The following is a 24142-nucleotide window of genomic DNA, read 5'->3' as shown; positions in this document are numbered from 1 at the left end:
GTCCGTGTCCTCCCGTCCCGGGACACGGCCACCGGCCGGTCACAGGTGTTCGCGCCGCCACCGGCTCTGCGCCTCCTCGACGGCCTCCTCCTGCGCCAGCGCCAGCCGGCGCACCCGCCGCCGACGCCGGCCCTGGCCGCTGGTCTGCACCGCGGCCAGGGCGACGCAGACCAGCGCCAGCAGGGCCAACGCGCCCACCTCGGGCACCCGGGCCCCGGCCGGGGCGAGCGCCGCCAGGGCCAGCACCGCCAGCACCGGCGGCCAGCGCAGCACCTGGGCCGCCCGCAACTCGCAGGCGACGAGGCTGAGCAGGTAGAGGCCCACCCCGCCGTAGAGCACCAGGACCCAGTAGCCGCCCAGCGGCACCCCCCAGAGCGGGGTGTCCGGGTCGGCCACCTCGGCGAGCAGGTCCTTGAGGCCGAGGGCGAAGAAGATCACGCCGGCGATGATCGGCAGGTGCAGGTAGGTATAGGCGTCGCGGGCCAACCGGGCCCGGCGCACCGGGTCGCGGCTGCGGTGCAACGCCTGTTCCAGGGCGAGCGCCAGGGTGTCGAAGTAGGCCCACCACAGCACCGACGCGATGGCGATGCCGAGCACCGCGGCGATCACCACCGGCCAGGTCAGCGGCAGGCCGGTGACGAACTTCGGGCCGACGCCGAGCGCGATGATCGACTCGCCGAGCGCGATCAGCACCATCAGGGCGTGCCGTTCGGCCCAGTGCCCGGCGGAGAGCACCGCCCAGTACGTTCCGCCGAGGCGTACCCCGGCCACGTACTCCAGCAACAGGGCCAGCGTCCAGAGGGTGAGTTGCAGGGCGGTCGCGGTGCCCTCCGTGGCGACCCGGCGGGTCAGCAGCGCGGAGGCGACCAGCAGCGCCGTGGCGGCCACCGGCAGCAGCGCGAGCCGGGTCCACCGCCGCCACCGGTCCGGGTCGCCCCGGGCCAGCACGCCGAAGACCGCCAACTGACAGGCCCGGACGAGGAGGTAGCAACCGGCGAAGACCAGCGGGCCGTCCAACCCGCCCGGCTCGTCGACGAACGCCCCCGGCATGCTCAGCGCCAGCAGGAAGGTGGCGGTGACGGTGAAAAACCCGAGCAGCGGCAGCGGCCCCTGGTCGGCGCGGACCGCGTTGCCCAGGCCGGCGAAACCGGTCCAGCACCACCACAGCAGGCCCAGCACCAGCAGGCAGCGCAGCAGGTTGACGCCGGTGGGCTCCTGCGAGGTCAGCGCGGTGACGGTGAAGAACGCGAAGACGAAGACCAGGTCGTAGAAGAGTTCCAGCCGGGTGGTCCGGGAGCCGGGCGCACCGGGCCGGACCCCGTGCCAGCTCGTCGGGCCGCCCACACCGGCAGTCTCCCAGCCGGGGTCGCCCGGTCAGGCCGGTTCGCCCCGACCGGCGACCCGGCCGACGGGGCGGGCACCCCGCCCGGTGCGGCGGCCTGCGGCCCGGCCACCGTCACGGCCCGACCGGGCCGGCTCAGGCGATGACCGCGGGCTCCCGCCAGCGCGGGCGGCCCGCGCCCCGGTCGAGGTCGTAGCGGATCGCGGCCAGCCGGCCGACCGCCTCCACCAGGTCGGCGGCGGGCAGGGTGAAGGGCAGCCGCAGGAACCGTTCCAGGGTGCCGTCCAGGCCGAACCGGGGGCCCGGCGCCAGCCGTACGCCGACCTCCTCGGCCGCCCGGGCCAGCGCGCTGGAGATCGGGCCGTCCAGCTCGACCCAGAGCGTGACGCCGCCCCGGGGCACGTCGAAGCGCCAGTCCGGCAGCCGTTCGGCGAGTGCGGCGAGCAGCGCGTCACGTTGGGTGACCAGTTGTGCCCGGCGGGCCGCGACGATGGCCGGGGCCTGGGCGAGCAGGTGCACCGCCACCAGTTGGTCGAGCACCGGGCTGGCCATGTCCACCCCGACCCGGGCGGCGGCGAGCCGCTGCACCTGCGGGGCGGAGGCGCGGACCCAGCCGATGCGCAGGCCACCCCAGAAGGGCTTGCTCATCCCGCCGATGGAGATCACCCGGGAGTGCCTGTCGAACACGGCCATCGGTGGGGGCAGCGGTGTGTCGTCCAGCGGCAGGTCCACGAAGGACTCGTCGACGACCAGGTCCGTGCCGGCGGCGTGGGCGGTGGCGACCAGCCGCTCCCGCAGTTCGGCGGCCATCAGGTGCCCGGTCGGATTGTGGAACTCGGGGATCAGGTAGGCCAGTTTGGGCCGGGTCTGCCGGACGCTGCCCAGCAGCAGGTCGGCGTCCCACCCGATCCCGTCGACGGCGAGGCCGTGGGTGGTGATCCGGGCCCGCCGGGCGGCCAGCGCGGCCAGCGCGTTCGGATAGGTGGGCGATTCGACCAGGACGTTCCCGCCGGGCACCAGGGCCAGCCGCAGCACCAGGTCCAGGGCGTGCTGAATGCCGTTGGTCACCATGATCTGCTCGGCGCTGGTGGGCAGCCCCCGCGCGGTGTACGTCCGGGCGACCGCCTCGCGCAGCTCGATGATGCCGGTGGGGTGGTAGCCCGCGCCGGACAGGTACCGCGGCAGGTCCTCCACGGCGGCCCGGGCGACCGGGACCAGTTCGGGCGGGGCGCCCAGCGCGGCCACCCCGAGGTCGAGCATGTCGCGGTCGTCCATCGGGGTCCACAGGCCGGTGCTGGCGACCCGGTGGGTGCCGGGCAGCATGGTCCAGCTCCCCGCGCCGCGCCGGCTGGCCAGGTGGCCCGTCTCGCGCAACTGCCGGTACGCGGCGGTGACCGTGGTACGGCTGATCCGCAGCGCCTCGGCCAGCTCCCGTTCGGCCGGGAGGCGTACCCCCAGGGGGAGCCGGCCGTCGGCGAGCAGGCCCCGGACGGCGGCGGCGAGGGCGGCATAGTCGGGACTGCGGCGGCGACCGGGCAGAGCGTGCCACTGCCCGAGCAACCGCGCCAATTGGACCCCTCGCACCTGGCTGGTCACGGCCACCCCTTCGGAATTGGCTCTTCAGTGGGCGATATTGGCCCCTAGAGTGGCATGCATGGCTCCGATTGGCAATCTCCGGCACCGGCCCGGCCGCCGGCTCACCCAGCTCTACGCCGGGCTGGTCCTCTACGGGGTCAGCATGGCCATGATGATCCGTTCCGGGCTCGGGCTGGACCCGTGGGACGTCTTCCACCAGGGGCTGTCCCGGCAGACCGGCCTGTCGTTCGGCACCGTGACCATCGCGGTCGGCGCGGTGGTGCTGCTGCTCTGGATCCCGCTGCGGCAACGACCCGGGCTCGGCACGGTGAGCAACGTGCTGGTGATCGGATTGGTGGTGGACGCCACGGTGGCCCTGCTGCCCGCCGGGTGGCCGCTGCCCGCCCGGATCGCCCTGCTGCTCGGCGGAATCGTCGCCAACGGCGCGGCCACCGGCCTCTACCTCGGCGCCCGGCTCGGCCCCGGCCCCCGCGACGGCCTGATGACCGGATACGTCGCCCGCCGGCCGGGCCGCTCCGTCCGGCTCGTGCGCACCGTGATCGAGGTCACCGTGCTGGCCCTGGGCTGGCTGCTCGGCGGCACGGTCGGCGTGGGCACCGTCGCGTACGCGCTCGGCATCGGCCCGCTGGCCCAGTTCTTCATCCCCCGCTTCGCCCTCCCCGATCCGCCGGCGACGGCCCGCACCACCCCGGCCAACGGTGCCCCGCCACCGGTTTCCACCCCGCCGTGCGGCGCTGCGTCCGGAACCGGGCACGCTGAGCTGCGCTGACACGACAGGGGGAAAGTAGGTGTTTCCTCAACGGACACCTACGGGCATCATTCGTGCATGGGGGAGAACGCGTGGCGCTGGACGGACGCCTGGATCTTCGTGTCACTGGTGATCGCCAGCGGGGCCGGACGGCACCGGCGGGCGGCGGACTCCCGCCGCCCGGAGGGGGTACGACTCACCGACGTGCTGTCCACCGCCGACCACCTCAACCAGGCGATCCCCGAACGACAGGACGTGGAGACAGCGGTCCGGCGACTGGTCGGCGCGGGGCTGGTCACCGTCTCCGACGGCTGGTTCCGGATCACCCCGGACGGTGAGCAGCTCTGGCGTACCCGCCCCCGGGCCGGGGTGGGTGGCACGGTCGACAGCATGCAGGGGGTGCTGGTGCGGCGGCACGCCCCGGGCAGCGCGGACTGGCACCTGGCCGAGGAGGAGCACGCCGCCGCCGTCCAGGAGTACGTGGTGCGGTCGATCCCGGCCCCCCGCCGCTCCCCGGAGGGGCAGAGCGGGCGCTGAACCACCCGCGCGGGCGCGGGTCAGCGCACGGGGTGGCCCGCGTCGCGCAGGGCGTCCTTGACCTCGCCGACGGTCAGCTCGCCGAAGTGGAAGACGCTGGCGGCCAGCACCGCGTCGGCACCCGCGCCGATCGCGGGCGGGAAGTGCGCCACCCGGCCGGCGCCGCCGCTGGCGATCACCGGCACGTCGACCACCGCCCGGACCGCCTCGATCAGGGTCAGGTCGAAACCGGCCTTGGTGCCGTCGGCGTCCATCGAGTTGAGCAGGATCTCCCCCGCGCCCAGCTCGGCCCCGCGCGCCGCCCACTCGACCGCGTCGAGCCCGGTGCCCCGGCGGCCACCGTGGGTGGTCACCTCGAAACCGCTGGGGGTGGTGCCGGCGGGCGCCCGCCGGACGTCCAGTGAGAGCACCAGCACCTGCCGGCCGAACCGGTCGGCGATCTCGGCGATCAGCTCGGGACGGGCGATGGCGGCGGTGTTCACCCCCACCTTGTCGGCCCCGGCGCGCAGCAGGGTGTCCACGTCGGCGACCTGGCGTACCCCGCCGCCGACGGTGAGCGGGATGAAGACCGACTCGGCGGTGCGGCGCACCACGTCGAGCATGGTGCCCCGGTCGCTGGAGGAGGCGGTGACGTCCAGGAAGGTCAACTCGTCCGCGCCCGCCCGGTCGTACGCCGCCGCCAGCTCCACCGGGTCACCGGCGTCGCGCAGGTCGAGGAAGTTGACCCCCTTGACCACCCGCCCGGCGTCCACGTCCAGACACGGGATCACCCGCACCGCCACCGTCATACGCCGAGCCTATCCAACGCCCCACCCCGCCACCCCCACGCGGGTGCGCCGGTGCGCCGGTGATCAAGAGGTTTGCGTCATCCTTCGAGATCGAACTGACGCAAACCTCTTGATCACCACTGTCAACGGGCGGGCGGGCGGGACGGGACGGGGTGGGGGTGGGGTGGGTCAGAGGCGGACGAGCATCTTGCCGAGGTTCTCGCCGCGCAGCAGGCCCAGGAAGGCGTCGGGGGCGTTCTCGATGCCGTCGACGATCGTCTCGTCGTAGGAGAGCTTCCCCTCGCGCAGCCAGCCGGCGACCTCGGTGACGAACTGCTCGCGCAGGCCGCCGTGGTCGCCGACCAGGAAACCGCGCAGGGTGAGCCGCTTGCCGATGACCAGCGCCAGGTTGCGCGGCGCGGCCGGCGGCTCGGCCGCGTTGTACTGCGCGATCATCCCGCAGATGGCGGCCCGGCCGTGCAGGTTCATCGCCCCGATCGCGGCCTCCAGGTGCTCGCCGCCCACGTTGTCGAAGTAGACGTCGATCCCGTCCGGGGCGGCGGCCTTCAGCGCGTCGCGGACCGGGCCGTCGTGGTAGTCGAAGGCGGCGTCGAAACCGAGCGCCGTCAACCGCTCCACCTTGGCCGGCGAGCCGGCGCTGCCGACCACCCGGCCGGCCCCCTTGAGCTTGGCGATCTGGCCGACCATGCTGCCCACCGCGCCGGCCGCACCGGAGACGAACACCGTCTCACCCGGCCGCATCGCCGCCACGTCGAGCAGCCCGGCGTACGCGGTCAGCCCGGTCATCCCGAGCACCCCCAGGTAGGCGGAGACCGGGGCGAGGTCCGGATCGACCCGGCGGGCGGACCCGGCGTCGAGCAGGGCGTACTCGCGCCAGCCGAGCCCGTGCAGCACGGTGTCGCCGACGTTGATCCCGTCGCCTCCGCCGGCCACCACCTCGCCGACCGCGCCACCGTCGAGCGGCGCGTCGAGGGCGAACGGCGGCACGTAGGACTTGACGTCGTTCATCCGGCCCCGCATGTACGGGTCGACCGAGATGTACTGGTTGCGGACCACGATCTGCCCCGGCCCCGGGGTGGGCACCCCGGCGTCGACCAGGCGGAAGTTGTCGGCGGTCGGCCAGCCCTGTGGGCGGGAGGCCAGGTGGATCTCACGGTTGCTGCTCATGCGGTTTCGTCCTCTCGTACCCGATGGTCGTGGCCCGGTGCGGCGGTCAGGCCGCAGCCGCCTCGCGCACGGTGAGGGTCACCTCGATGTTGCCCCGGGTCGCGTTGGAGTAGGGGCAGACCTGGTGGGCGGCCTCGACGAGCTGCTGGGCGGCGGCGCGCTCGACGGCCGGCAGGTCCACCACCAGGGTGACGGCCAGACCGAAGCCGCCGCTGCCGTTCGCACCGATGCCGACCTCGGCCTCGACGACCGAGCCGGTGACGTCGGCCTTGGCCCGGCGGGCGACCACGCGCAGCGCGGAGTGGAAGCAGGCCGCGTAGCCGGCGGCGAAGAGCTGCTCGGGGTTGGCCGCGCCACCGACGCCGCCCATCTCCTTCGGCACGGCCAGGTCGAGGTCGAGGGTGGCGTCGGAGGTGCGGACGTGGCCGTCGCGCCCGTCGCCGGTGGCCGTCGCGGAGGCGGTGTAGAGCACCTGCATGGGGATCACTGCTCCTTCTGTCGGTGGATCGTCTCGGTGACCCGGGTGAGGGTGTCGCGCAACGCGACCAGCTCGGTCTCGTCGAGGCCGGTGGAACAGGCCACCCGCAGCGGCACGTCGGCCATCCGCTGGCGCAGGGCCGCGCCGTCGGCGGTCAGGCCCACCTCCACCCGCCGCTCGTCGAGCGCCGAGCGGGTGCGGACCACCAGGCCCGCCGCCGCCAGCCGCTTGAGCAGCGGGGAGAGGGTGCCGGAGTCGAGCCGGAGCGCGGCCCCCAGCTCGGAGACCGTGGGCGGGTCGTCGCCGCGCTCCCAGAGCACCAGCAGCACCAGGTACTGCGGGTAGGTGAGCCCGAACTCGTCGAGGAGGGGCCGGTACACGTCGGTGAGCGCCCGGGAGGCAGCGTAGAGCGCGAAGCAGACCTGATCGCGCAACACCAGATGGTCACTCACCCGGCAAAGGTAGCCCGCAATTCAATTGTGCACAACTCATCTGGGCCGGGAGTGACAGCCGTCTCCCGGTCCCGACCGAGCCTGGCCGGGATCGGGGCGGTCAGGACGGCGGGAGATGCGCCTCCAACTCGATCTCGACCAGATGGTCCGGATCGAGCAGGCCGACAACGACGACCATCGTGGCGACCGGCCGGACCGCACCGAAGACCGCCTGGTGCGCCCGGCCCACCACGTCGACGAAGAGCCGGTCGGTCACGTACATCCGGGTCCGCACCACGTCGGTGGGACCCGCACCCACCTCGGCCAGCGCGGCCAGGCCGATCCGCAGCGCCTGGGCGGTCTGCGCCGCTGCGTCACCGACGTGCGTCACCACCCCGTCGACCGTCGACGTGCAACCCGACGTCCAGGCCGAGCGGCCGGCCCGGACCACCCGGGAGTAGCCGTAGCGGGCCTCCCACGGGCCGCCCGAGCCGAGCCGGGTGACGGTCCCGTCGTCCGGGTCCGCCGCGTCGGTCACCCCGCGGCCCGCAGCGTCGCCAACGCCTCGGCCACCGTGAACGCGCCCGCGTACAGCGCCTTACCGGCGATCACACCCTCCACGCCGGCCGCCTCCAGGGTCGCCAGGGCGCGCAGGTCCTCCAGGGTCGACACGCCGCCCGAGGCGATCACCGGGGCGTCGGTACGGGCACACACCTCACCCAGCAGGTCCAGGTTCGGCCCGCGCATCGTGCCGTCCTTGGTGATGTCGGTCACCACGTACCGGGACGCGCCGGCGGCATCCAGCCGGGCCAGCACCTCCCACAGGTCACCGCCGTCACGGGTCCAGCCCCGCGCCGAGAGGGTACGACCCCGCACGTCCAGGCCGATCGCCACCCGGTCGCCGTACTCGGCGCAGATCCGGTCACACCACTGCGGGTCCTCCAACGCGGCGGTGCCGATGTTCACCCGGGCCGCCCCGGTGGCCAGCGCGGCGCGCAGCGACGCGTCGTCGCGGATGCCACCGGACAACTCCACCCGCACGTCCAGCTTGCCGACCACCTCGGCCAGCAGCGCGGCGTTGGAGCCCCGACCGAACGCGGCGTCGAGGTCGACCAGGTGGATCCACTCCGCGCCGTCGTTCTGCCAGGCCAACGCCGCGTCGAGCGGGTCGCCGTAGGCGGTCTCGCTGCCGGCGGCGCCCTGCACCAGCCGGACGGCCTGGCCGTCGGCGACGTCCACGGCGGGCAACAGGGTCAGGGTCACGTTTCCTACTCCTCGTTCAGATCCGACGGTCCAGGGCGATCACCACGATCGCCGGCAGGACCAGAAGCAACAGCACGACCAGCGCCACCCGCAGCGCGAGATCGTCGACGAAAACCCAGATCAGCGCCAGCGCCGCCGCGGTCAACCCGATGATGGCGGCCCGCTCGCCCCGGGTACGCCGGGCCAGCCGGCCCGTCCGGCCCCGCCGCCACTGCGGGGTGACCCGGCGGACCAGGGCACGCCGACGACGACGCCGGGCCATCCGACGTTCCCGAACGACCCGTTCCCGGGCGGCCTGCGCCTCCCGGGCGGCCCGCCGCCGGGCCCGCTCCTTGCTCACCGCGCACCCGGCCCGCGCCGGCCGGCCCCGCCCCGGGTCTCAGCCAACCGTGGCCAGCCAGTTGCGCAACAGCACCGCACCCGTCTCGGCCGACTTCTCCGGGTGGAACTGGGCCGCCGACAGCGGACCCCACTCCACCGCCGCGACGAAGTCCGTGCCGTGGTGGGCGGTGGTCACCCGGGCGCCCACCTCACGCAACGACGCCTGGTCGAGCACCCCGTAGGAGTGCACGAAATAGAACCGGCTGTCGGCGGGCAACCCGGCGAACAACACCGACCCGTCCGGCGGGGCGACGGTGTTCCAGCCCATGTGCGGCAGCCGCTCGGCGGGCAGCCGGGTCACCCCGCCCGGCAGCAGCCCCAGCCCCTTGGTCACCACGCCGTGCTCGTCGCCGTGCGCGAAGAGCACCTGCATGCCGACGCAGATGCCGAGCACCGGGCGACCGGCGGCGACCCGTTCGGCGATCACCGGGCCGGCACCCAGCGCCTCGATCCCGGCCATGCAGGCCGCGTACGCGCCGACACCCGGCACCACCAGGCCGTCGGCCGCGGCGGCGGCGGCCAGGTCGGCGGTGACCGTCACGTCCGCCCCGGCGTGGGCCAGCGCCCGCTGCGCCGAACGCAGGTTGCCCGAGCCGTAGTCGAGCACCACGATCCGCTTGCCGGTGCCGTGCGCGCCCATCAGCCCTCCCCGGGTAGCAGCCAGAGCACCCCGCCGGCGGTGGCCAGCACGGCGAGCAGCCCGGTGACCACGATCGCACCACGCGGCGCGTCCTGCCGGTACAACGACCAGGCCCCACCGACCAGGATGCCGGCGAGGATCAGCAGCAGGGTCGGCAGCACCGGGCCCATCAGCGCCGCCCTCCGCCCCGGGCCGGGCCGCTCACAGCGCGCCCTTGGTGCTGGGCACCACACCGGCGTTACGCGGGTCGAGCGCGGTGGCCTCCCGCAGCGCCCGGGAGACCGCCTTGAACTGGGCCTCCACCACGTGGTGCGCATCCGGGTGGCCGCCCGGCCGGGCCGCGCGCAGCACGTCGACGTGCAGGGTGACCCGGGCCGCCTGGCCGAAGGACTCCCAGATGTGCCGGGTCATGCTGGTCGGGTAGACCGGCCCGATGTACGGGGCCAGCGCCGGCTCGTCGTGCACCACGTACGGACGGCCGGACAGGTCCACGGCGGCCCGGACGAGCACCTCGTCCATCGGGACGGTGGCCGAGCCGTACCGCCGGATGCCGGCCTTGTCCCCCAGCGCCTGGTCGAACGCGGCCCCCAGGGCCAGCGCGGTGTCCTCCATCGTGTGGTGGGCGTCGATCTCCAGGTCGCCGACGGTACGCACGGTCAGGTCGAAGCCGCCGTGCCGGGCGATCTGGTGGAGCATGTGGTCGTAGAAGCCGACCCCGGTGCTGATCTCGGCCCGGCCGGTGCCGTCGAGGTCGATCTCGACGAGGACCTTGGTCTCCTTGGTGATCCGCTCCACCCGGGCGGTGCGACTCATGACAGTTTCTCCATCGCGGTGAGGAAGGCGTCGGTCTCGGCGGGGGTGCCGGCGGTGACCCGCAGCCAGCCGGGCAGACCCACGTCCCGGACCAGCACCCCGGCGTCGAGCAGGGTCCGCCAGGCCACCGACTGGTCGTCGCCGACGGCGAACAGCACGAAGTTGGCGTCGCTGTCGGCCACCCGGTGCCCCCGGGCCCGCAGGGTCGTCACGATCCGGTTCCGCTGCTCCTTGATCGCGTCGACGGTGCCCAGCAGGACGTCGCGGTGGGCCAGCGCCGCGCGGGCGGCGGCCTGGGTGAGCGCCGAGAGGTGGTAGGGCAGCCTGACCAGCTGCACCGCCGCCACCACCGCCGGGTCGGCGACCAGGTAGCCCAGCCGGCCACCGGCGAACCCGAACGCCTTGCTCATCGTCCGGGTCACCACCAGCCGTGGGTGCCCGGGGAGCAGGGCCAGGGCGCTGGCCGTGCCGGGTCGGGCGAACTCGGCGTACGCCTCGTCGAGGACCACCATGCCGGGGGCGACGTCGAGCACGGCGGCGACCACCGCCGGGTCGAGCGCGGTCCCCGTCGGGTTGTTCGGGGAGCAGAGGAAGACCACGTCGGGGCGGTGCGCCCGGACCTCGGCGACGGCCTCGTCGGCGGTCAACCCGAAGTCCACCCCCCGCTGCGCCGGCACCCACCGGGTGCCGGTGCCCAGGGACAGCAACGGGTGCATCGAGTACGCCGGCACGAAGCCCAACGCGCTGCGCCCCGGCCCGCCGAACGCCTGGAGCAGCTGCTGCTGGATCTCGTTGGAGCCGTTGGCCGCCCAGACCTGCTCGGCGGTGATCCCGTGCCCGAGGTAGCCGGCCAGGTCGGCGCGCAACGCCACCGCCTCCCGGTCCGGGTAGCGGTTGAGGCCGCGCAGCTCGGCGGCGAGCGCCTTGCCGATCGCCGCCACCACCGGCTCGGGCACGGCGTAGGAGTTCTCGTTGGTGTTCAACCGGACCGCCACGTCCAGCTGCGGCGCCCCGTACGGCGAGCGGCCCCGCAGGTCGTCGCGGATCGGCAGGTCGTCGAGGGTGGTCACGACGCCTCCCCGGCGAAGCGCGCGGCGACCGCCTGGCCGTGCGCCGGCAGGTCCTCCACGGTGGCCAGGGTCACCACGTGCGGCGCGACGTCACGCAGCGCCTCGCGGGTGTATTCCACCAGGTGCACCCCGCGCAGGAAGGACTGCACGGACAGCCCCGACGAGTGCCGGGCGCAGCCCCCGGTGGGCAGCACGTGGTTGGAGCCGGCGCAGTAGTCGCCGAGCGACACCGGCGCCCACGGCCCGATGAAGATCGCCCCGGCGTTGCGCACCCGCAGCGCCCAGTCGCGGGCGTCGCGGGTCTGGATCTCCAGGTGCTCGGCGGCGTACGCGTCGACCACCCGCAGCCCGTCGGCCAGGTCGTCGACCAACACGACGCCGCTCTGCTCCCCGCCGAGCGCGGTGCCGACCCGCTCGGCGTGCTTGGTCGCCGGCACCTGCCGGGCCAGCTCCCGGTCGACCGCGTCGGCCAGCTCGACCGACGGGGTGACCAGCACGCTGGCCGCCAACGGGTCGTGCTCGGCCTGGCTGATCAGGTCGGCGGCGACGTGCGCCGGGTCGGCGGTGTCGTCGGCCAGCACGGCGATCTCGGTCGGGCCGGCCTCGGCGTCGATGCCCACCACGCCGCGCAGCAGCCGCTTGGCGGCGGTCACCCAGATGTTGCCCGGCCCGGTGATCATGTCGACCGGCGCGCAGCGCAGGGTGCCCGCGGCGTCGACCGTCGACCCGTACGCCAGCATGGCGACCGCCTGGGCACCGCCGACGGCGTACACCTCGTCGACGCCGAGCAGCGCGCAGGCGGCCAGGACCCGGGCGTCGGGAAGGCCGCCGTTGTCCTGCTGCGGCGGGCTGGCCACCACCAGCGAGCGGACCCCGGCCGCCTGGGCCGGCACCACGTTCATCACCACGGTCGACGGGTACATCGCCAGCCCGCCGGGGACGTAGAGGCCGACCCGGTCGACCGGCACCCAGCGCTCGGTGACCGTGCCGCCCGGCACGACCTGGGTGGTGTGGTCGGTGCGGCGCTGGTCGTCGTGCACCCGGCGGGCGCGGGCGATCGACTCCAGCAGCGCGGCCCGCACGTCGGGATCGAGCACCCCCTCGGCCGCGGCGATCGCCTCGGTCGGGACCCGCAGCACCGGCGGGCAGATGCCGTCGAACCGCTCGCTGGCCTCCCGGATCGCCGGGTACCCATGATCCCGGACCGCCTCGACGAGCGGGCGGATCCGCTCGACCGCCACGGAGACGTCGAGCTGGGCACGGGGCAGCAGGCGACGCGGGTCGGAAACCCCGCCGCGCAGGTCGATCCGTTTCAACACGCCCCCGAGTCTAGGCGGCGGCCCGGAGGGCGACCCGGGCCGCCCGTACCGCGGGACGGTGAGCCGGGACACGCCGACCGCGCCGGATCGGGCTACGCTCGGACGCGTGACCGCACGGCTGCCGGTGTTTCCCCTCGCAACGGTGCTCTTCCCGGGTCTGGTGCTGCCGTTGCACATCTTCGAGGAACGCTACCGCCACCTGGTACGGGACCTGGTCGGGCGCCCCGAGGGGATGCCCCGCGAGTTCGGTGTGGTGGCCATCCGCTCCGGCTGGGAGGTCGCCCCGGCCGGGGGCCGGGCCACCCCGGGCGGCGGCGAGGTGACCCTGCACGAGGTGGGTTGCACCGCCGAGCTGCGTCAGGTCACCGAGCTGGACGACGGTGGCTTCGACATCGTCACGGTGGGCCGGCGGCGGTTCCGGGTCGCCGGGGTCGACCGGGAGGCCGCCCCCTACCTGACCGCCGACGTCGAGTGGCTGCCCGAGCCGACCGGCCCGGACGAGGCCGCCGAGCTGCTGGCGGCCCGGGTGATCGCGGTGTTCCGGCAGTACCTGGGCCTGATCCGGGACGACCCGCAGGAGCTGTCCGAGCAGCTCCCGGAGGACCCGACGGTGCTGTCGCACCTGGTGGCGGCCACCGCCGTGCTGACCGTGGCCGACCGGCAACGGCTGCTCGCCATCGACGACACCGCCGCCCGGCTGCGCGCCGAGCTGCGGCTGCTCAACCGCGAGTCGGCCCTGCTGCGTCAGGTGCGGGCGGTTCCGGTGCCGCTGTCGGAGCTGGCGTCCCCGCCGGCCCCCAACTGACCCCGCCCGCCGGGCCGACCTCGCCCGGCGGGCCGACCGCACCCGGCGTGCCGCCCCCGTCGGGCGCACCGGCCGCGCCCGACGCGTCCGGCCAGCCGGGTCCGCCGGGCTCCGGCTCCGGGCGCAGCGACGGCCACCGCGACCAGCCGGCCAGCAGGGTGTACGCGACGGCGGCGGCGAACGCGGCCAGCAGCAGGTTGCCGTACGGCACGGGTAGCACGCCGAAGAGCCGGTCGATGCCCCCGGCCCGCAGGTCGGCCGGCTTGTCGAAGGACGTGCCGGCGGGGGCGGTGGCGAGCAGCCGCTGGTAGCCGTCCAGCCCGACCCGGCGGCCCACCTGCCAGGCGACCAGGGCGGTGCCGAGCGCGCCGACGGTCAGCGCGACCAGGTTCACCGGGCCCCGGCGGCGACGCAGCAGCATCCACACCGCGATCGCGGCGAGCACCCCGAACCCGAGCCCGAGCAGGCTGAACCAGCCGTCCGCGGCGATCGGCTGCTCCGGCTGGGGCTGGGCGTAGACGGCGCCCTCGGCGGTCTTGAGCACCGGGGTGTCCGGGGCCAGCGCGGCCCAGAGCAGCCCCAGCGGCACCCCCAGCGCGGTCAGGCCCAGCACCAGGCCGGCCGCCACCGCCGGGGTGTGCCGGGGCCGCGGCTCCCCCGGCTGCGCCGGCCAGCCGGACGGCGGCGGCCACGGCAGGTACGACCCACCCGGGTCGTGGCCGGGCCCGGCCGGTGCTCCGGCGGCAGACGACTCGTCGCCGCGCGACTCAGCGGCAGCCGACTCGGCGGCGGGCGGCCCATCGGCGGACGGCCCGGCGGGCGGGGTGGGCGCGGCACCCGCCGGGGTGTCGGCGGGGCGGTACGGATCGGGGGTGTCCGGGCTCACCCGATGATCCTCTCAGGCGTGGTGGCACGGCGGGGCGGCGGAGCCCGTACCACCCCTCACCGGGCGAACGGTTCCAGCATCACCGAGGCGGCCCGCAGCCACGCGGCCCGGGTCTCCGCCTGGAGCTGGTGGTACTCGATCGACGAGCCGGTCTCCAGCACCGGGTCGTACGGCACGACGGCGACGGCCCGGGTCCGGGTGGCGAAGTGCCGCTCCAGGTCGTCCTGGAGGGTGGACCGGCCGGGGGTGGGGCAGGAGATCAGGGTGACCGCGTTGTCGGCCAACTCGCCCATGCCCTCCTCGTGCAGCAGGTCCAGCATCCAGTCGGCGCTGAACGCGGCGTCCTCGCGGGGCACGGTGGTCACCACGAGCTGGTCGGCGGCGTGCATGACGGTGCGCCAGTTGGGGCTCTCCACGTTGTTGCCGGTGTCCACGCAGACCACGTCGTGGGTGCGGCGCAGCAGCTCCAGCACCCGCTTGACGGTGAACTGGTCGAGCCGCTGGGCGAACCGGGGGCTCTCCTCCCCGGCCAGCACGTCGTACGAGCCGTCGGAGGCGTGCCGCAGATAGTCGTCGAGGGACTCCAGCAGCTCCGCGCCGTCCCGGATCTCGATGTGCGCCAGGTCGCTGATCAGGTGCCTGATCGTCCGGGCGTGTCGGGCGCTGCCGGCGCGCAGCCCGAGGGTGCCGCGCAGCTCGTTGTCGTCCCAGGCGAGCACCCCCCGGCCCCGGACGCTGCCGACGGTGGCGGCGGCGAGCACCGTGGCGGTGGTCTTGTGCACCCCACCCTTGGGGTTGGCGAAGGCGAGCACCCGGGGGGTGCCCAGGTCGCGGCGGAGGATGCCGGCGGCCCGTTCCTGCTCGTCCTGGGGACCCTGCTGACGCCACTCGATGCGGGCCGGCTCGATCCGGGCCGGATAGCCCCGGTCGGCGGTCACCGCCGGCGGGTACGCCACCGGCTCCGGCTGGTAGGCGGGCTCGGGCTGGTACGTCGGTTCGGGCTGGTAGACCGGCTCCGGCTGGTACGTCGGCGTCGCCGGGTATCCGGGCTCGGGATACGCCGCCGGCTCGGGGTAGGCGGGTTGCGGCGGCTGGTACGTCGGCTCCGGGGGCGCGTAGCCGGGCGTGCGGTAGCCGTTGTCCAGCAGCGCGTAGCGGGACTCGGTGGGCGGCGGCTCGGCCCGGTAACCGTTGTCGAGCAGCGCGTAGCGGGACGGGACGACCGGCGGCTCCGGCGGCCGGGCCGGCTCCGGCAGGTAGCCGGGGTCGGCCGGGTAGCCACCGGGGGCACGGTAGCCGGGATCGGCCGGATAGCCCTGGTCGGCGGGACGGCCCGGGGCGGCCGGATAGCCCGGGGCAGCCCGGTAGCCCTGGTCGGTCGGACGGCCCGGGTCCACCGGGTAGCTGACGCCGGGGCGGTAGCCCGGATCGGGGCCGTACCCGGGATCGGGGCCGTAGCCCGGGTCGGGCGGTGGCGGCACGGCGGCCGACCCCCGGCCGGACCAGCCGCCACCGGGCGCCCGGCCGGGCAGCGGCTCCCGGGGCGCGTCGCCGCCACGGCGGTCCGGCTCCGCCGGTTCGGCGGCGCGTCCACCGAGGCGGGCGCGCTCGAAGAGCGTCCGCCATCGCGGTGCCGGTTCGGCCGACCGGCCCCAGCCGGTCTCGGTGCCGTCCAAGGCTCGCCCTCCCGCGCCGTCGATCTCCGCCTGACAGGCTACGAACGAAACCCTATTCGGACCACACCGGTCTGCACACATCTGCCGGGGACAATACTTACCGCGACCGGACGGGCGACGCACCGCGACGGGAGTCCGGGGAGGTGGGAGCGGGGGTCGGCACCAGCCGGCCCGGTCCCACCCCGGTCGGTGCGGGTACCGGCACGATCACACGGGGTGCTCCTTCCGACGAATCGCCCACCGCCGCGCCCACCGCCGGGACCCGCCGCCGGACGTCCGGGCCGGGCGGACCGGTCCGGGCCGGGCGGCCGGCGGGCGGGAGCGGGGTCAGGCGGGTGGTTGGTCGGTGTCGGCGGGGGGCCGGGCCACGTCCCGCTGCTCCGGCAGCGGCGGCAGGAAGACCGTCCGGTCCAGCCGGGTCACCTCCGGGGCCGGGTCGACCGTACGGACCCCGTCCCGCCCGGCCGTGGCACGCAGGGCGGCCGGCTCGGCCCGGACCACCGCCGCGTAGACGCAGGCGCACGCCGACCGGTAGCCGGCCGCCTCCCGCGCGGCGACCTGCGCCCCGGTCTCGTACTCTCGGCGGGTCGTCGGGTCGTCGGCGGCGGCGGCCCGGCTGCGCCGGTCGGCGGCCTCCCGGTCCTTGCGGTCGGCGAGACCGGCCATCCCGGCGGTGACGTCCTGCGGCAGCCGCTGCGCCGGCAGCCGGACCACCTCGGTCTGCCGGTCGGGCAGCGGCACCCGGACCACCACCGCCGCCACCTCGACGCCGGCCAGCAGCGCCGGCAGCCGGTCCGGCGCGACGTACCCGTCGAAACTCACCAGGGCGTACGCCCCGGCGGTGAGCGCGGCGAGTTCGGCCCGGCTGGCGGTGGCGTAGCCGGGCAGCGAGTCCCCGGGCAGCACCCCGACCCGGGTCACCTGCCCGACCGTACGGTCACCGACGGGTGCCGGCCGGCGGGCCGACCAGCCGGCGGCGAGCAGCACCGCGCCGACGGCGAACACCGCCGTGGTGACCAGCCACCGGGCCGGCCGGGGCGCGCCGGCCGCCGGGGCGTCGGTCGGCCCGGGGTCGTCCGGCGGATCGTGCCGCACGGTCAGTCGCGCAGGATCGTCAGCGCGCGGGCCAGGTCGTCCGGGTACTCGCTGACGAAGGTCACGTCGTCGCCGGTGCGTGGGTGGGCGAAGGTCAACGACCTGGCGTGCAGCCACTGCCGGCGCAGTTCGAGCCGGGCCGACAGGGTCGGGTCGGCCCCGTAGGTGAGGTCGCCGACGCAGGGGTGCCGCAGGGTCGAGAAGTGCACCCGGATCTGGTGGGTACGCCCCGTCTCCAGCCGGACGTCGAGCAGGCTGGCCGCCGGGAACGCCTCGATGGTGTCGTAGTGGGTGATGCTCGGCTTGCCGTCGGAGACCACCGCCCAGCGGTAGTCGTGGTGCGGGTGCCTGTCGATCGGGGCGTCGATGGTGCCGCGCGACGGATCGGGGTGCCCCTGGACCACCGCGTGGTAGCGCTTCTCCACCTCGCGGTACTTGAACGCCCGCTTGAGCGCGGTGTACGCCTGCTCGCTCTTGGCCACCGCCATGATCCCGGTGGTGCCCACGTCGAGGCGGTGCACCACACCCTGCCGCTCGGCCGCCCCGCTGGTGGAGATCCGGTGGCCGATCGCGGCCAGGCCGCCGATGACGGTCGGGCCGGTCCAGCCGGGGCTGGGGTGGGCGGCCACCCCCACCGGCTTGTCCACCACGACGATGTCGTCGTCGGCGTAGACCACGGTCAGCCCGGGGACCGCCTGCGGCACCACGGTCGGTGGCGCGACCGGGGCGGGCAGCGTCACCTCCAGCCAGGAGCCGGCGCGTACCTTGTGCGAGTTCTGCCGGGCCGCGCCGTCGACCAGGGCGTCCCCGGCGTCGACCAGCGCGGCGGCAGCGGTCCGGGAGAGCCCGAACAGCCGGGACACCGCCTGGTCGAGCCGCATGCCGTCGAGGCCGTCCGGGACGGGCAGCGAGCGGTGGTCGCCACCGGTGGCGGTGGAGGTGGAGGTCATGCCCGCTCCCGGGGTTCGGCGTCGGTCGGTGCGGTCTCGGCGGACACCGGACCGGTGGGTGGTCCGGTCGTCGCCGGGGTGGCGGTGTCGCCCTTGGCCCCGACCCGCCGCCCGTCGCGCTGCCGGCCGGTCAGCTCCAGCAGCACGGCCAGCAGCACCCCGGAGACCAGGCAGCTGTCGGCCAGGTTGAACACCGGCCACACCTGGCCGTACGGGTCGAAGAGGCTGACCATGTCCACCACGTGCCCGACGAAGTGGCCGGGCGCGCGGAAGATCCGGTCGGTGAGGTTGCCCAGCGCGCCGCCCAGCACCAGCCCCAGCGAGACCGCCCAGGGCAGCGAGCGCAACCGCAGCGCCATCCAGGCGATCCAGCCGACCACCCCGATGGTGATCAGCGGGAACACCCAGGTGTGGTCGGCGCCGATGCTCCACGCCGCGCCGCTGTTGCGGGTCAGGGTGAGGTAGACCGCCCCGCCGAGCAGGCGCACCGGCGGGCGGTCGTCGAGCAGTTGCAGGGCGAGATGCTTGGTGAGCAGATCCGTCAGCAGCGCGAGCAGCGCGATGCCCACGAGGAGCACGACCGCCCTGCGGCGGGGCGTACGGCCGGCCGGCTCGGTGGTGCCGGATCCGGCGGTCGGTGCTGTGGTCATCGACTCCCCATCGACTGTCCCGACGACGCAGGTCCGCCGTCTCGCGAGGTCACCGGGGAGCGGACGTCAGCGCCGTTCCTCCAGCTGCTTGCAGGTCACGCAGAGGGTCGCCGACGGGAAGGCGGCGAGCCGCTCGACCGGGATCGGGTTCCCGCACCGCTCGCACCATCCGTAGCCGCCCTCGTCGAGCCGCTCCAGGGCACGCTCGACCTGGGTGATCCGTTCCCGGATGCTGTTGGCGAGGGAGATCTCCTGCTCGCGCTCGAACGTCTTGGTGCCGGTGTCGGCCTGGTCGTCCCCGGCCGAGTCGGTCAGCCGGTCGCGCTGCAGCTCGGTGATCTCGCTCAGCGTCTGATCGTACTCGGCACGCAGCTCGTCCCGTCGGGCTGCCAGGGCCGCCCGGATCTTCTCGGTCTCCGCCGCGCTGCGGGTGGCCTGCGCGGTGGCCTTCGCCGCGGGTTTGCGACCGGCGGTCCTGGTGTCGGCTGGCTTCGCCATCGTCAGCTCCCTCAGCCGCGGGACGCGGCGCTCGGCGGTGCCCGGACAGGGTCCGCCGACGTGGCGTCCCCGGGTAACAAAACGGGCGCACGGCAACGGTGGCCGCGCACTCCGGAGGTTGGCAAGAATACGGAACGTACAGGCGTCCGACAACGTGCCGCACTGTCGTACCGCTATTCAGCCCCTAATAACCGCTAATTGGGGCAAAACGAAGACTAGCAGATCAGCCCTCCCGATCCTCGCCGTACTCGCCGAACCACCTCGCCAGGCGACCCCGCCGACTGATCGCCCGCAGCCGCCGCTCCGCCTCGTCCCGCACCCCGGCGGTCGCCACGATCAACATGCTGTCCCCGGTCTTGAGCCGGGTGTCCGCGCCCGGCACGAACCCCACCCCGTCGCGCAGCACCAGGGTCACCGACGCGCCCACCGGCAACCGCAACTCGTCCACGTGCACCCCGGCCAGCCGGGACCCCGCCGGCACCTCCAGCTGGAGCAGATCCGCCCGCATCCGCTCCAGCGGGGCGGTCTCCACCCGGATCTCGGCCGGCTCGGCCGGGGCGGTCACCCGCAACCGGCGGGCGGCCGGCGCGAGCGTGCCCGCCTGGAGCACCGTGAAGATCACCACCAGGACGAAGACCGCGTCGAACAGCCGGTCCGCCCCGGGCACCCGGGCCGACAACGGGATGGTGGCCAGCACGATCGGCACCGCGCCACGCAGCCCCGCCCAGGACAGGAAGAGCTGCTCGCGCAGGCCCACCCGGAACGGCAACGCCGACACCAGCACCGACAGTGGCCGGGCCACCAGCAGCAGGGCCAGCCCGGTGACCACCGCCGGCACCAGCGCGGTGTGCAGCCGCTCCGGCGTGGCCAACAGCCCGAGCAGCACGAACAACCCGATCTGGGCCAGCCAGGCCAGCCCGTCGGCGAACCCCAGGATGGCCTGCCGGTGCGGCAGCCGGGCGTTGCCGAGCAGCACCCCGGCCACGTAGACGGCGAGGAACCCGGAGGCGTGCAGCACCGCGCCGGCCGCGTACGCCAGCACGGTGAACCCGACCGCGGCGATCGGGTACAACCCGGACGACGGCAGCGCCGCCCGGCGCAGCGCGAACCGGCCGGCCAGCCCGGTGGCCAACCCCACCGCCGCACCCACCCCCAGCTCGTAGCCGACCAGGAAGACCTCGAACCACCACGGGTGCTCCACCGGCCCGGTGCGCGACAGCAGCACCACCAGGATCACCACCGGGGCGTCGTTCATGCCCGATTCGGCCTCCAGGGCGGCCACCAGCCGGGGCGGCAGCCGCAACCGGCGCAGCGTGGCGAACACCGCCGCCGCGTCGGTGGAGGAGAGCACCGCGCCGTAGAGCAGCGCCAACCGCCAGTCCAGCCCGAGCAGCAGGTGCACCACCAGCCCGACGACGACGATGCTGACCAGCACCCCGACGGTGGACAACGCGCCGGCCAGCCCGAGCACCGGGCGCAGGGTGCTCCACCGGGCGGTGAGCCCGCCCTCGGCGATGATCACGATAAGGGCGCAGAACCCCAGCACCCGGGTCAGCTCGGCGTCGTCGAACCGGATGCCCAGCCCGGCCTCGCCGATCGCCACCCCGAGCGCGAGATAGACCAGCAGGCTCGGCACGCCCAGCCGGGTGGAGAACCGCACCGCGCCGATCGCCACCAGCAGTACGGCCGCCCCCAGGAGCAGAGCCAGATCCAGTCCCGGCGTCACGGGCGCCCCACCCGGGGCACCGTCACCCGGCCGATCCGTCGCGCAGCCGCCGCAGCAGCGCGGTGACCTCCGGCGTCACCCCGTCCACCAGGAAGAGTTTGTCCCGGCTGGCTGCGCCGGTACGCAGCGCCACCGCCGCCGGGCGGACCCCGAGCGCCCCGGCCAACGCCCGACGGGCCGCCTCGGTGGCCCGGCCGTCCACGGCCGGCGCGGTCACGGCGATCACCAGGGCGGGCCCGTGCGGGCCGGTGAAGCAGCCGCCGACCCGGGGCCGGGACGCGCCGGGCTTGACCCGCACCGCGACGGTCACCGTGTCGTCAGTGGGCATCGACGCCGACCTCAGCGGGGGTAGGTGTCGGCGAGCAGGGCGGTGTCCGGGTTGCACAGGCCGCACGGGGTGAAGCCGAGGGAGACCGCCTCGTGCACCGGCAGCGGCTCGTGGTCCCGTTCGATCAGGTGGGCGCAGGAGAGCAGGTGGTAGCGGGGATGCCCGTCGACCACCCGCACCTCGGCGTCGAGCTGGGCCACCCGGGCGGCATCGGCGGGCGGGACCCGTTGGGCCGGCGGGTCCCACGGCGACGCGGCGTCGTCCGAGTGCTCCCAGGGCGGCGCGAGATCGTCCCCGGCCGCCCAGGCCGGGTCGTCCGCCGGGTCCCGACGCGGGTCGTCCGGGTCGGGCAGGTGAGGGTCGGTGGCCGGGTCCGCGCCGGGCCCGGCCACCGGGTCGGGGCCCGTGCGGCCCGGCACGGAGGACACGACGACGGGCTCCCAGGGGGCCTCCGCGTCGGGCTCCCAGGCACCGGCGTCGGGGCGGGTGGAAACGTCGACGGGATCGCCGGTCACCGGTGTGCCGGGTGGTTGCCGCCACCCGGCGTCACCGGTGCCGAACGTCGTCGCAGGGTACGTCGTCGGTTCGTCCGACGGCACGGACGCGGCCGGCGGGGTGGTCGGGTGGGACTCCGTCGCGCCCCGACCCCGCGCCTGCGCCCGGTCCGCCGTCCTCGCCCGGGTGACGGCTGCCTGGCGGGCACCGGCCACCAACGCGACGGCGGCCAACAGACTGGCCGCGATGGAACTGGTCAACAGCGTGCTGGAGCCGTCGACGAGACCGAACGCCAGCAGGACGACCGCGACGAGGATGAGCAGCAGACTGGCGACTAGCACGGCTCACCCCCGCCGCGTCGTGGGTCGTGGCTGGGTCGGCGACCGTCGGGGGACGGCCGCCGACCGTGGATCAGCGACCTGCTTCGAGGGCGCCGGAGCGACCGCCGCCGTACGAGCCGGCGAGGCCGGCCGCGGCGAGGCCGTTGCCACCGACGGCACGGGTGCCCTCGGCGCGGGTCATCTCGGCTTCGAGGCCCTGGCCCCGACCGTCGAGGTCCCGCAGCTGGCTCTCCAGGTACGCCTTGAGCCGGGTGCGGTACTCACGCTCGAACTGCTTGAGCTCCTCGATGTGCTTCTGCAACGCGGTCCGCTTGGCGTCCAGGCCGCCCATGGCCTCCTGGTGCCGCTGACGGGCGTCGCGCTCCAGCGCGTCGGCCTTGGCCCGCGCCTCGCGGGTGACCTCCTCGGCCTTGGAACGCGCCTCGGAGAGCAGCTGGTCGGCCTCCCGACGGGCGTCGGAGACGTGGTCGTCGGCGGTGCGCTGGGCCATCATCAGCACCCGCAGCGCCTGCTGCTCGCCGTCGCCGCCGACGGCCGGGCCACCGGTGCTGCGGACCTGCTCCAGCTCGGCCTGCATGGCGCGGGCGGCCTGCTCGGCGGCGGCCTTGTCGCGCTGCACCCGGTCGAGCTGGGCCTTGACGTCGTTGAGCTCCGCCGCCAGCCGGGCATCGCCACCGGGGCCGGCAGGGGCCCCACCACGACCGCCGCGCTCCACCTGGGCGCGCAGCTCGTTGTTCTCCTCGATCAGACGGGCAAGCTCACGCTCGACCTCGTCCAGGAAGGCGTCGACCTCCTCCTCGTCGTACCCCCGCTTGCCGATCGGCGGCTTTTTGAAGGCGACGTTGTGCACGTCGGCCGGTGTCAGCGGCATCGAAACTCCTCGGGTCAGTTGCGGCCGCGAAAGCGCGCGCTGGTCAGGAGAAGTTCCTGATCAGCGGATCTAACACAAACCTCATCAGCACGAACAGGATAACCAGGAGCACAAGGGAGGCCAGGTCGATGCTCACGGTACCAATTCGCAGTGGGGGGATCACCCGCCTCAACGCCTTGAGAGGCGGATCAGTGACGCTCCACACGGACTCAAGTCCGGCGGACGCGCCACGCCCCGGTTGCCACCGACGACCGTACTGGAGGACGGCACCGAGAACGAATCGGGCCAACAGCACGATAAGAAAGACGTACAAGATCAGGTAGAGCAGCTGGAACATGATCGACAACACGGCAGCGACGTCCCTCGGTCGGGTGGACTTAGCTCAGGGAGAAAAAGCCGCCCTCAGCGATCTTGGCTTTGTCCTCCGCGGTGACCTGGACGTTGGCCGGTGAGAGCAGGAACACCCGGTTGGTCACGCGCTCGATCGTACCGCGCAGCCCGAACGCCAGCCCGGCGGCGAAGTCCACCAGCCGGCGGGCGTCGGCCTCGTCCATCTCGGTGAGGTTGATGATCACCGGGACGCCGTCACGGAAGTGCTCGCCGATGGTCCGCGCCTCGCGGTAGGTGGTCGGGTGCAGGGTGGTGATCTGGTAGCGCTGCTCCTCCTCGGCCACCACCGGCCGCTCCCGGGGCGACGCCTGCGGCGCCAACGCGAGATTGTCCCGGGTGTGGTAGCTCAGCGCGCCCGAGGTGTCCGCGCCACCCGACCGGGTGATCGACCGGACGCTGGCCCGCTCCGGACGCTCGGGGCGCTCCGGACGCTCGTCGTCGGCCCGGTCGGCCTCGGCGAGCCGGCTCGACCGGTCCGTCAGCCGACCCCGGTCACCGAGGCGCGGACGCGGTGCCGGTGGCTCCTCCGCGTCGTCCTCGTCGTCGTCGGCGAACTCCTCGGCGTACCGGCTCGACCGGTACCGCGACTCGCGGTAGCCGGGCTTGTCGTAGCCCTCGTCGTAGCCCCGCTCGTCGTCCTCCTCGACGAGACCGAGCCAGACCCCCGCCTTGCGCAGTGCACCCATCCCGCGCCCTTCCGTCCGCCGTGCGGCACGCACCCCCGTGCCGTGTCGCCATGATCGCGAGTGGACTCCATGCCCACCGGATCAGAGCGGCAATCCCCGACGTGCGATTCGCGGCTCGCCCGTCGCGGCCCCCGACCGGGGGCGCCACCCCTGAACAACACTGATGTAATTT

Annotated in this window: 29 protein-coding genes; 3 read left to right on the top strand and 26 right to left on the bottom strand. The window is 74.6% G+C overall.

Going from position 1 to position 24142, the window contains the following annotated elements:
• Window positions 1-39: 39 nt before the first annotated feature.
• Both ACWCHM_RS05345 and yczR read right to left on the bottom strand, forming a co-directional pair.
• Window positions 40-1344 carry a low temperature requirement protein A gene (locus ACWCHM_RS05345; RefSeq protein WP_454221632.1) on the bottom strand — a complete coding sequence of 435 codons (1305 nt, stop codon included), beginning with the start codon at window positions 1342-1344 and terminating at the stop codon, window positions 40-42.
• Between the two features lie 133 nt (window positions 1345-1477).
• Window positions 1478-2938 (bottom strand): MocR-like transcription factor YczR, encoded by a 1461-nt coding sequence (gene yczR / locus ACWCHM_RS05340; RefSeq protein WP_421487790.1) that lies wholly within the window; start codon window positions 2936-2938, stop codon window positions 1478-1480.
• A 58-nt stretch (window positions 2939-2996) separates the two neighbouring features.
• Between yczR and yczE the strand changes: the two genes are divergently transcribed.
• Both yczE and ACWCHM_RS05330 read left to right on the top strand, forming a co-directional pair.
• Window positions 2997-3707, top strand: a complete 711-nt coding sequence (gene yczE, locus ACWCHM_RS05335) for a membrane protein YczE (RefSeq protein ID WP_281895622.1) — start codon at window positions 2997-2999, stop codon at window positions 3705-3707.
• Window positions 3708-3764: 57 nt separating this feature from the next.
• Entirely contained in the window at window positions 3765-4223 is a 459-nt protein-coding gene (locus ACWCHM_RS05330; RefSeq protein WP_204959245.1) for a hypothetical protein, read from the top strand.
• 20 nt (window positions 4224-4243) lie between these two features.
• Here ACWCHM_RS05330 and hisF read toward each other — a convergent pair whose 3' ends face one another.
• The 12 genes from hisF to hisD all read right to left on the bottom strand — a co-directional run bounded on the left by hisF (window position 4244) and on the right by hisD (window position 12573).
• Window positions 4244-5011 carry an imidazole glycerol phosphate synthase subunit HisF gene (hisF, locus tag ACWCHM_RS05325; RefSeq protein ID WP_088643065.1) on the bottom strand — a complete coding sequence of 256 codons (768 nt, stop codon included), beginning with the start codon at window positions 5009-5011 and terminating at the stop codon, window positions 4244-4246.
• Window positions 5012-5179: 168 nt separating this feature from the next.
• Complete coding sequence (locus ACWCHM_RS05320; protein ID WP_454221631.1) at window positions 5180-6178, bottom strand: NADP-dependent oxidoreductase; 999 nt, start codon at window positions 6176-6178, stop codon at window positions 5180-5182.
• Window positions 6179-6224: 46 nt separating this feature from the next.
• Entirely contained in the window at window positions 6225-6656 is a 432-nt protein-coding gene (locus ACWCHM_RS05315; protein ID WP_239485624.1) for an organic hydroperoxide resistance protein, read from the bottom strand.
• A 5-nt stretch (window positions 6657-6661) separates the two neighbouring features.
• Window positions 6662-7108, bottom strand: coding sequence for a MarR family winged helix-turn-helix transcriptional regulator (locus tag ACWCHM_RS05310; protein ID WP_204959249.1), 447 nt, complete (start codon window positions 7106-7108; stop codon window positions 6662-6664).
• Window positions 7109-7208: 100 nt separating this feature from the next.
• Entirely contained in the window at window positions 7209-7625 is a 417-nt protein-coding gene (locus tag ACWCHM_RS05305) for a RidA family protein (protein WP_454221630.1), read from the bottom strand.
• Window positions 7622-8350: a bifunctional 1-(5-phosphoribosyl)-5-((5-phosphoribosylamino)methylideneamino)imidazole-4-carboxamide isomerase/phosphoribosylanthranilate isomerase PriA gene (gene priA / locus ACWCHM_RS05300; protein WP_204959251.1), complete on the bottom strand. Its 729-nt coding sequence runs from the start codon at window positions 8348-8350 to the stop codon at window positions 7622-7624. Before priA ends, ACWCHM_RS05305 begins: the two co-directional genes overlap by 4 nt.
• A 16-nt stretch (window positions 8351-8366) precedes the next feature.
• Window positions 8367-8690 carry a hypothetical protein gene (locus ACWCHM_RS05295; RefSeq protein ID WP_204959252.1) on the bottom strand — a complete coding sequence of 108 codons (324 nt, stop codon included), beginning with the start codon at window positions 8688-8690 and terminating at the stop codon, window positions 8367-8369.
• 39 nt (window positions 8691-8729) lie between these two features.
• On the bottom strand, window positions 8730-9371 hold the full coding sequence (gene hisH / locus ACWCHM_RS05290; RefSeq protein WP_204959253.1) for an imidazole glycerol phosphate synthase subunit HisH: 642 nt from the start codon (window positions 9369-9371) through the stop codon (window positions 8730-8732).
• Entirely contained in the window at window positions 9371-9541 is a 171-nt protein-coding gene (locus ACWCHM_RS05285; RefSeq protein WP_204959254.1) for a hypothetical protein, read from the bottom strand. The genes hisH and ACWCHM_RS05285 overlap by 1 nt, the downstream gene beginning before the upstream one ends.
• A gap of 31 nt (window positions 9542-9572) precedes the next feature.
• Window positions 9573-10184, bottom strand: a complete 612-nt coding sequence (gene hisB / locus ACWCHM_RS05280) for an imidazoleglycerol-phosphate dehydratase HisB (RefSeq protein WP_204959255.1) — start codon at window positions 10182-10184, stop codon at window positions 9573-9575.
• Window positions 10181-11254, bottom strand: a complete 1074-nt coding sequence (locus tag ACWCHM_RS05275; RefSeq protein ID WP_454221629.1) for a histidinol-phosphate transaminase — start codon at window positions 11252-11254, stop codon at window positions 10181-10183. Before ACWCHM_RS05275 ends, hisB begins: the two co-directional genes overlap by 4 nt.
• Window positions 11251-12573: a histidinol dehydrogenase gene (hisD, locus tag ACWCHM_RS05270; protein WP_281895607.1), complete on the bottom strand. Its 1323-nt coding sequence runs from the start codon at window positions 12571-12573 to the stop codon at window positions 11251-11253. Before hisD ends, ACWCHM_RS05275 begins: the two co-directional genes overlap by 4 nt.
• 106 nt (window positions 12574-12679) lie before the next feature.
• Between hisD and ACWCHM_RS05265 the strand changes: the two genes are divergently transcribed.
• On the top strand, window positions 12680-13378 hold the full coding sequence (locus ACWCHM_RS05265; RefSeq protein WP_204959258.1) for an LON peptidase substrate-binding domain-containing protein: 699 nt from the start codon (window positions 12680-12682) through the stop codon (window positions 13376-13378).
• On the opposite strand, the gene ACWCHM_RS05260 is transcribed toward ACWCHM_RS05265, so the two are convergent.
• The 12 genes from ACWCHM_RS05260 to ACWCHM_RS05205 form a co-directional block, all read right to left on the bottom strand.
• Window positions 13293-14264 carry a DUF2567 domain-containing protein gene (locus ACWCHM_RS05260; RefSeq protein WP_454221628.1) on the bottom strand — a complete coding sequence of 324 codons (972 nt, stop codon included), beginning with the start codon at window positions 14262-14264 and terminating at the stop codon, window positions 13293-13295. The genes ACWCHM_RS05265 and ACWCHM_RS05260 overlap by 86 nt on opposite strands.
• A gap of 56 nt (window positions 14265-14320) precedes the next feature.
• The gene (locus tag ACWCHM_RS05255; RefSeq protein ID WP_454221627.1) at window positions 14321-15940 is read right to left on the bottom strand and encodes an AAA family ATPase; all 1620 of its coding nucleotides are present in this window, start codon (window positions 15938-15940) and stop codon (window positions 14321-14323) included.
• Window positions 15941-16267: 327 nt separating this feature from the next.
• Entirely contained in the window at window positions 16268-17035 is a 768-nt protein-coding gene (locus tag ACWCHM_RS05250) for a hypothetical protein (protein ID WP_421487785.1), read from the bottom strand.
• Window positions 17036-17037: 2 nt separating this feature from the next.
• The gene (locus tag ACWCHM_RS05245; protein ID WP_204959261.1) at window positions 17038-17985 is read right to left on the bottom strand and encodes an RluA family pseudouridine synthase; all 948 of its coding nucleotides are present in this window, start codon (window positions 17983-17985) and stop codon (window positions 17038-17040) included.
• Window positions 17982-18635, bottom strand: a complete 654-nt coding sequence (gene lspA / locus ACWCHM_RS05240) for a signal peptidase II (RefSeq protein ID WP_204959262.1) — start codon at window positions 18633-18635, stop codon at window positions 17982-17984. The genes ACWCHM_RS05245 and lspA overlap by 4 nt, the downstream gene beginning before the upstream one ends.
• A gap of 66 nt (window positions 18636-18701) precedes the next feature.
• Entirely contained in the window at window positions 18702-19133 is a 432-nt protein-coding gene (locus tag ACWCHM_RS05235) for a TraR/DksA family transcriptional regulator (protein ID WP_204959263.1), read from the bottom strand.
• A 223-nt stretch (window positions 19134-19356) separates the two neighbouring features.
• The gene (locus ACWCHM_RS05230) at window positions 19357-20859 is read right to left on the bottom strand and encodes a potassium/proton antiporter (RefSeq protein ID WP_204959264.1); all 1503 of its coding nucleotides are present in this window, start codon (window positions 20857-20859) and stop codon (window positions 19357-19359) included.
• Window positions 20860-20881: 22 nt separating this feature from the next.
• On the bottom strand, window positions 20882-21187 hold the full coding sequence (locus ACWCHM_RS05225) for a DUF167 domain-containing protein (RefSeq protein ID WP_204959265.1): 306 nt from the start codon (window positions 21185-21187) through the stop codon (window positions 20882-20884).
• 11 nt (window positions 21188-21198) lie between these two features.
• A complete protein-coding gene (locus tag ACWCHM_RS05220; RefSeq protein WP_281903398.1) occupies window positions 21199-22023 on the bottom strand; it encodes a hypothetical protein in 825 nt (274 codons plus the stop codon).
• 70 nt (window positions 22024-22093) lie between these two features.
• Window positions 22094-22894: a DivIVA domain-containing protein gene (locus ACWCHM_RS05215; RefSeq protein ID WP_204959267.1), complete on the bottom strand. Its 801-nt coding sequence runs from the start codon at window positions 22892-22894 to the stop codon at window positions 22094-22096.
• 43 nt (window positions 22895-22937) lie between these two features.
• On the bottom strand, window positions 22938-23243 hold the full coding sequence (locus ACWCHM_RS05210; RefSeq protein WP_088643046.1) for a YggT family protein: 306 nt from the start codon (window positions 23241-23243) through the stop codon (window positions 22938-22940).
• Window positions 23244-23271: 28 nt separating this feature from the next.
• The gene (locus ACWCHM_RS05205; RefSeq protein WP_454221626.1) at window positions 23272-23970 is read right to left on the bottom strand and encodes a cell division protein SepF; all 699 of its coding nucleotides are present in this window, start codon (window positions 23968-23970) and stop codon (window positions 23272-23274) included.
• Window positions 23971-24142 lie beyond the last annotated feature (172 nt).

Source organism: Micromonospora sp. SCSIO 07396 (genome assembly GCF_053667945.1).
Note: the sequence above shows the minus strand (reverse complement) of the source record. Positions and strands in the feature narration are given on the sequence as shown.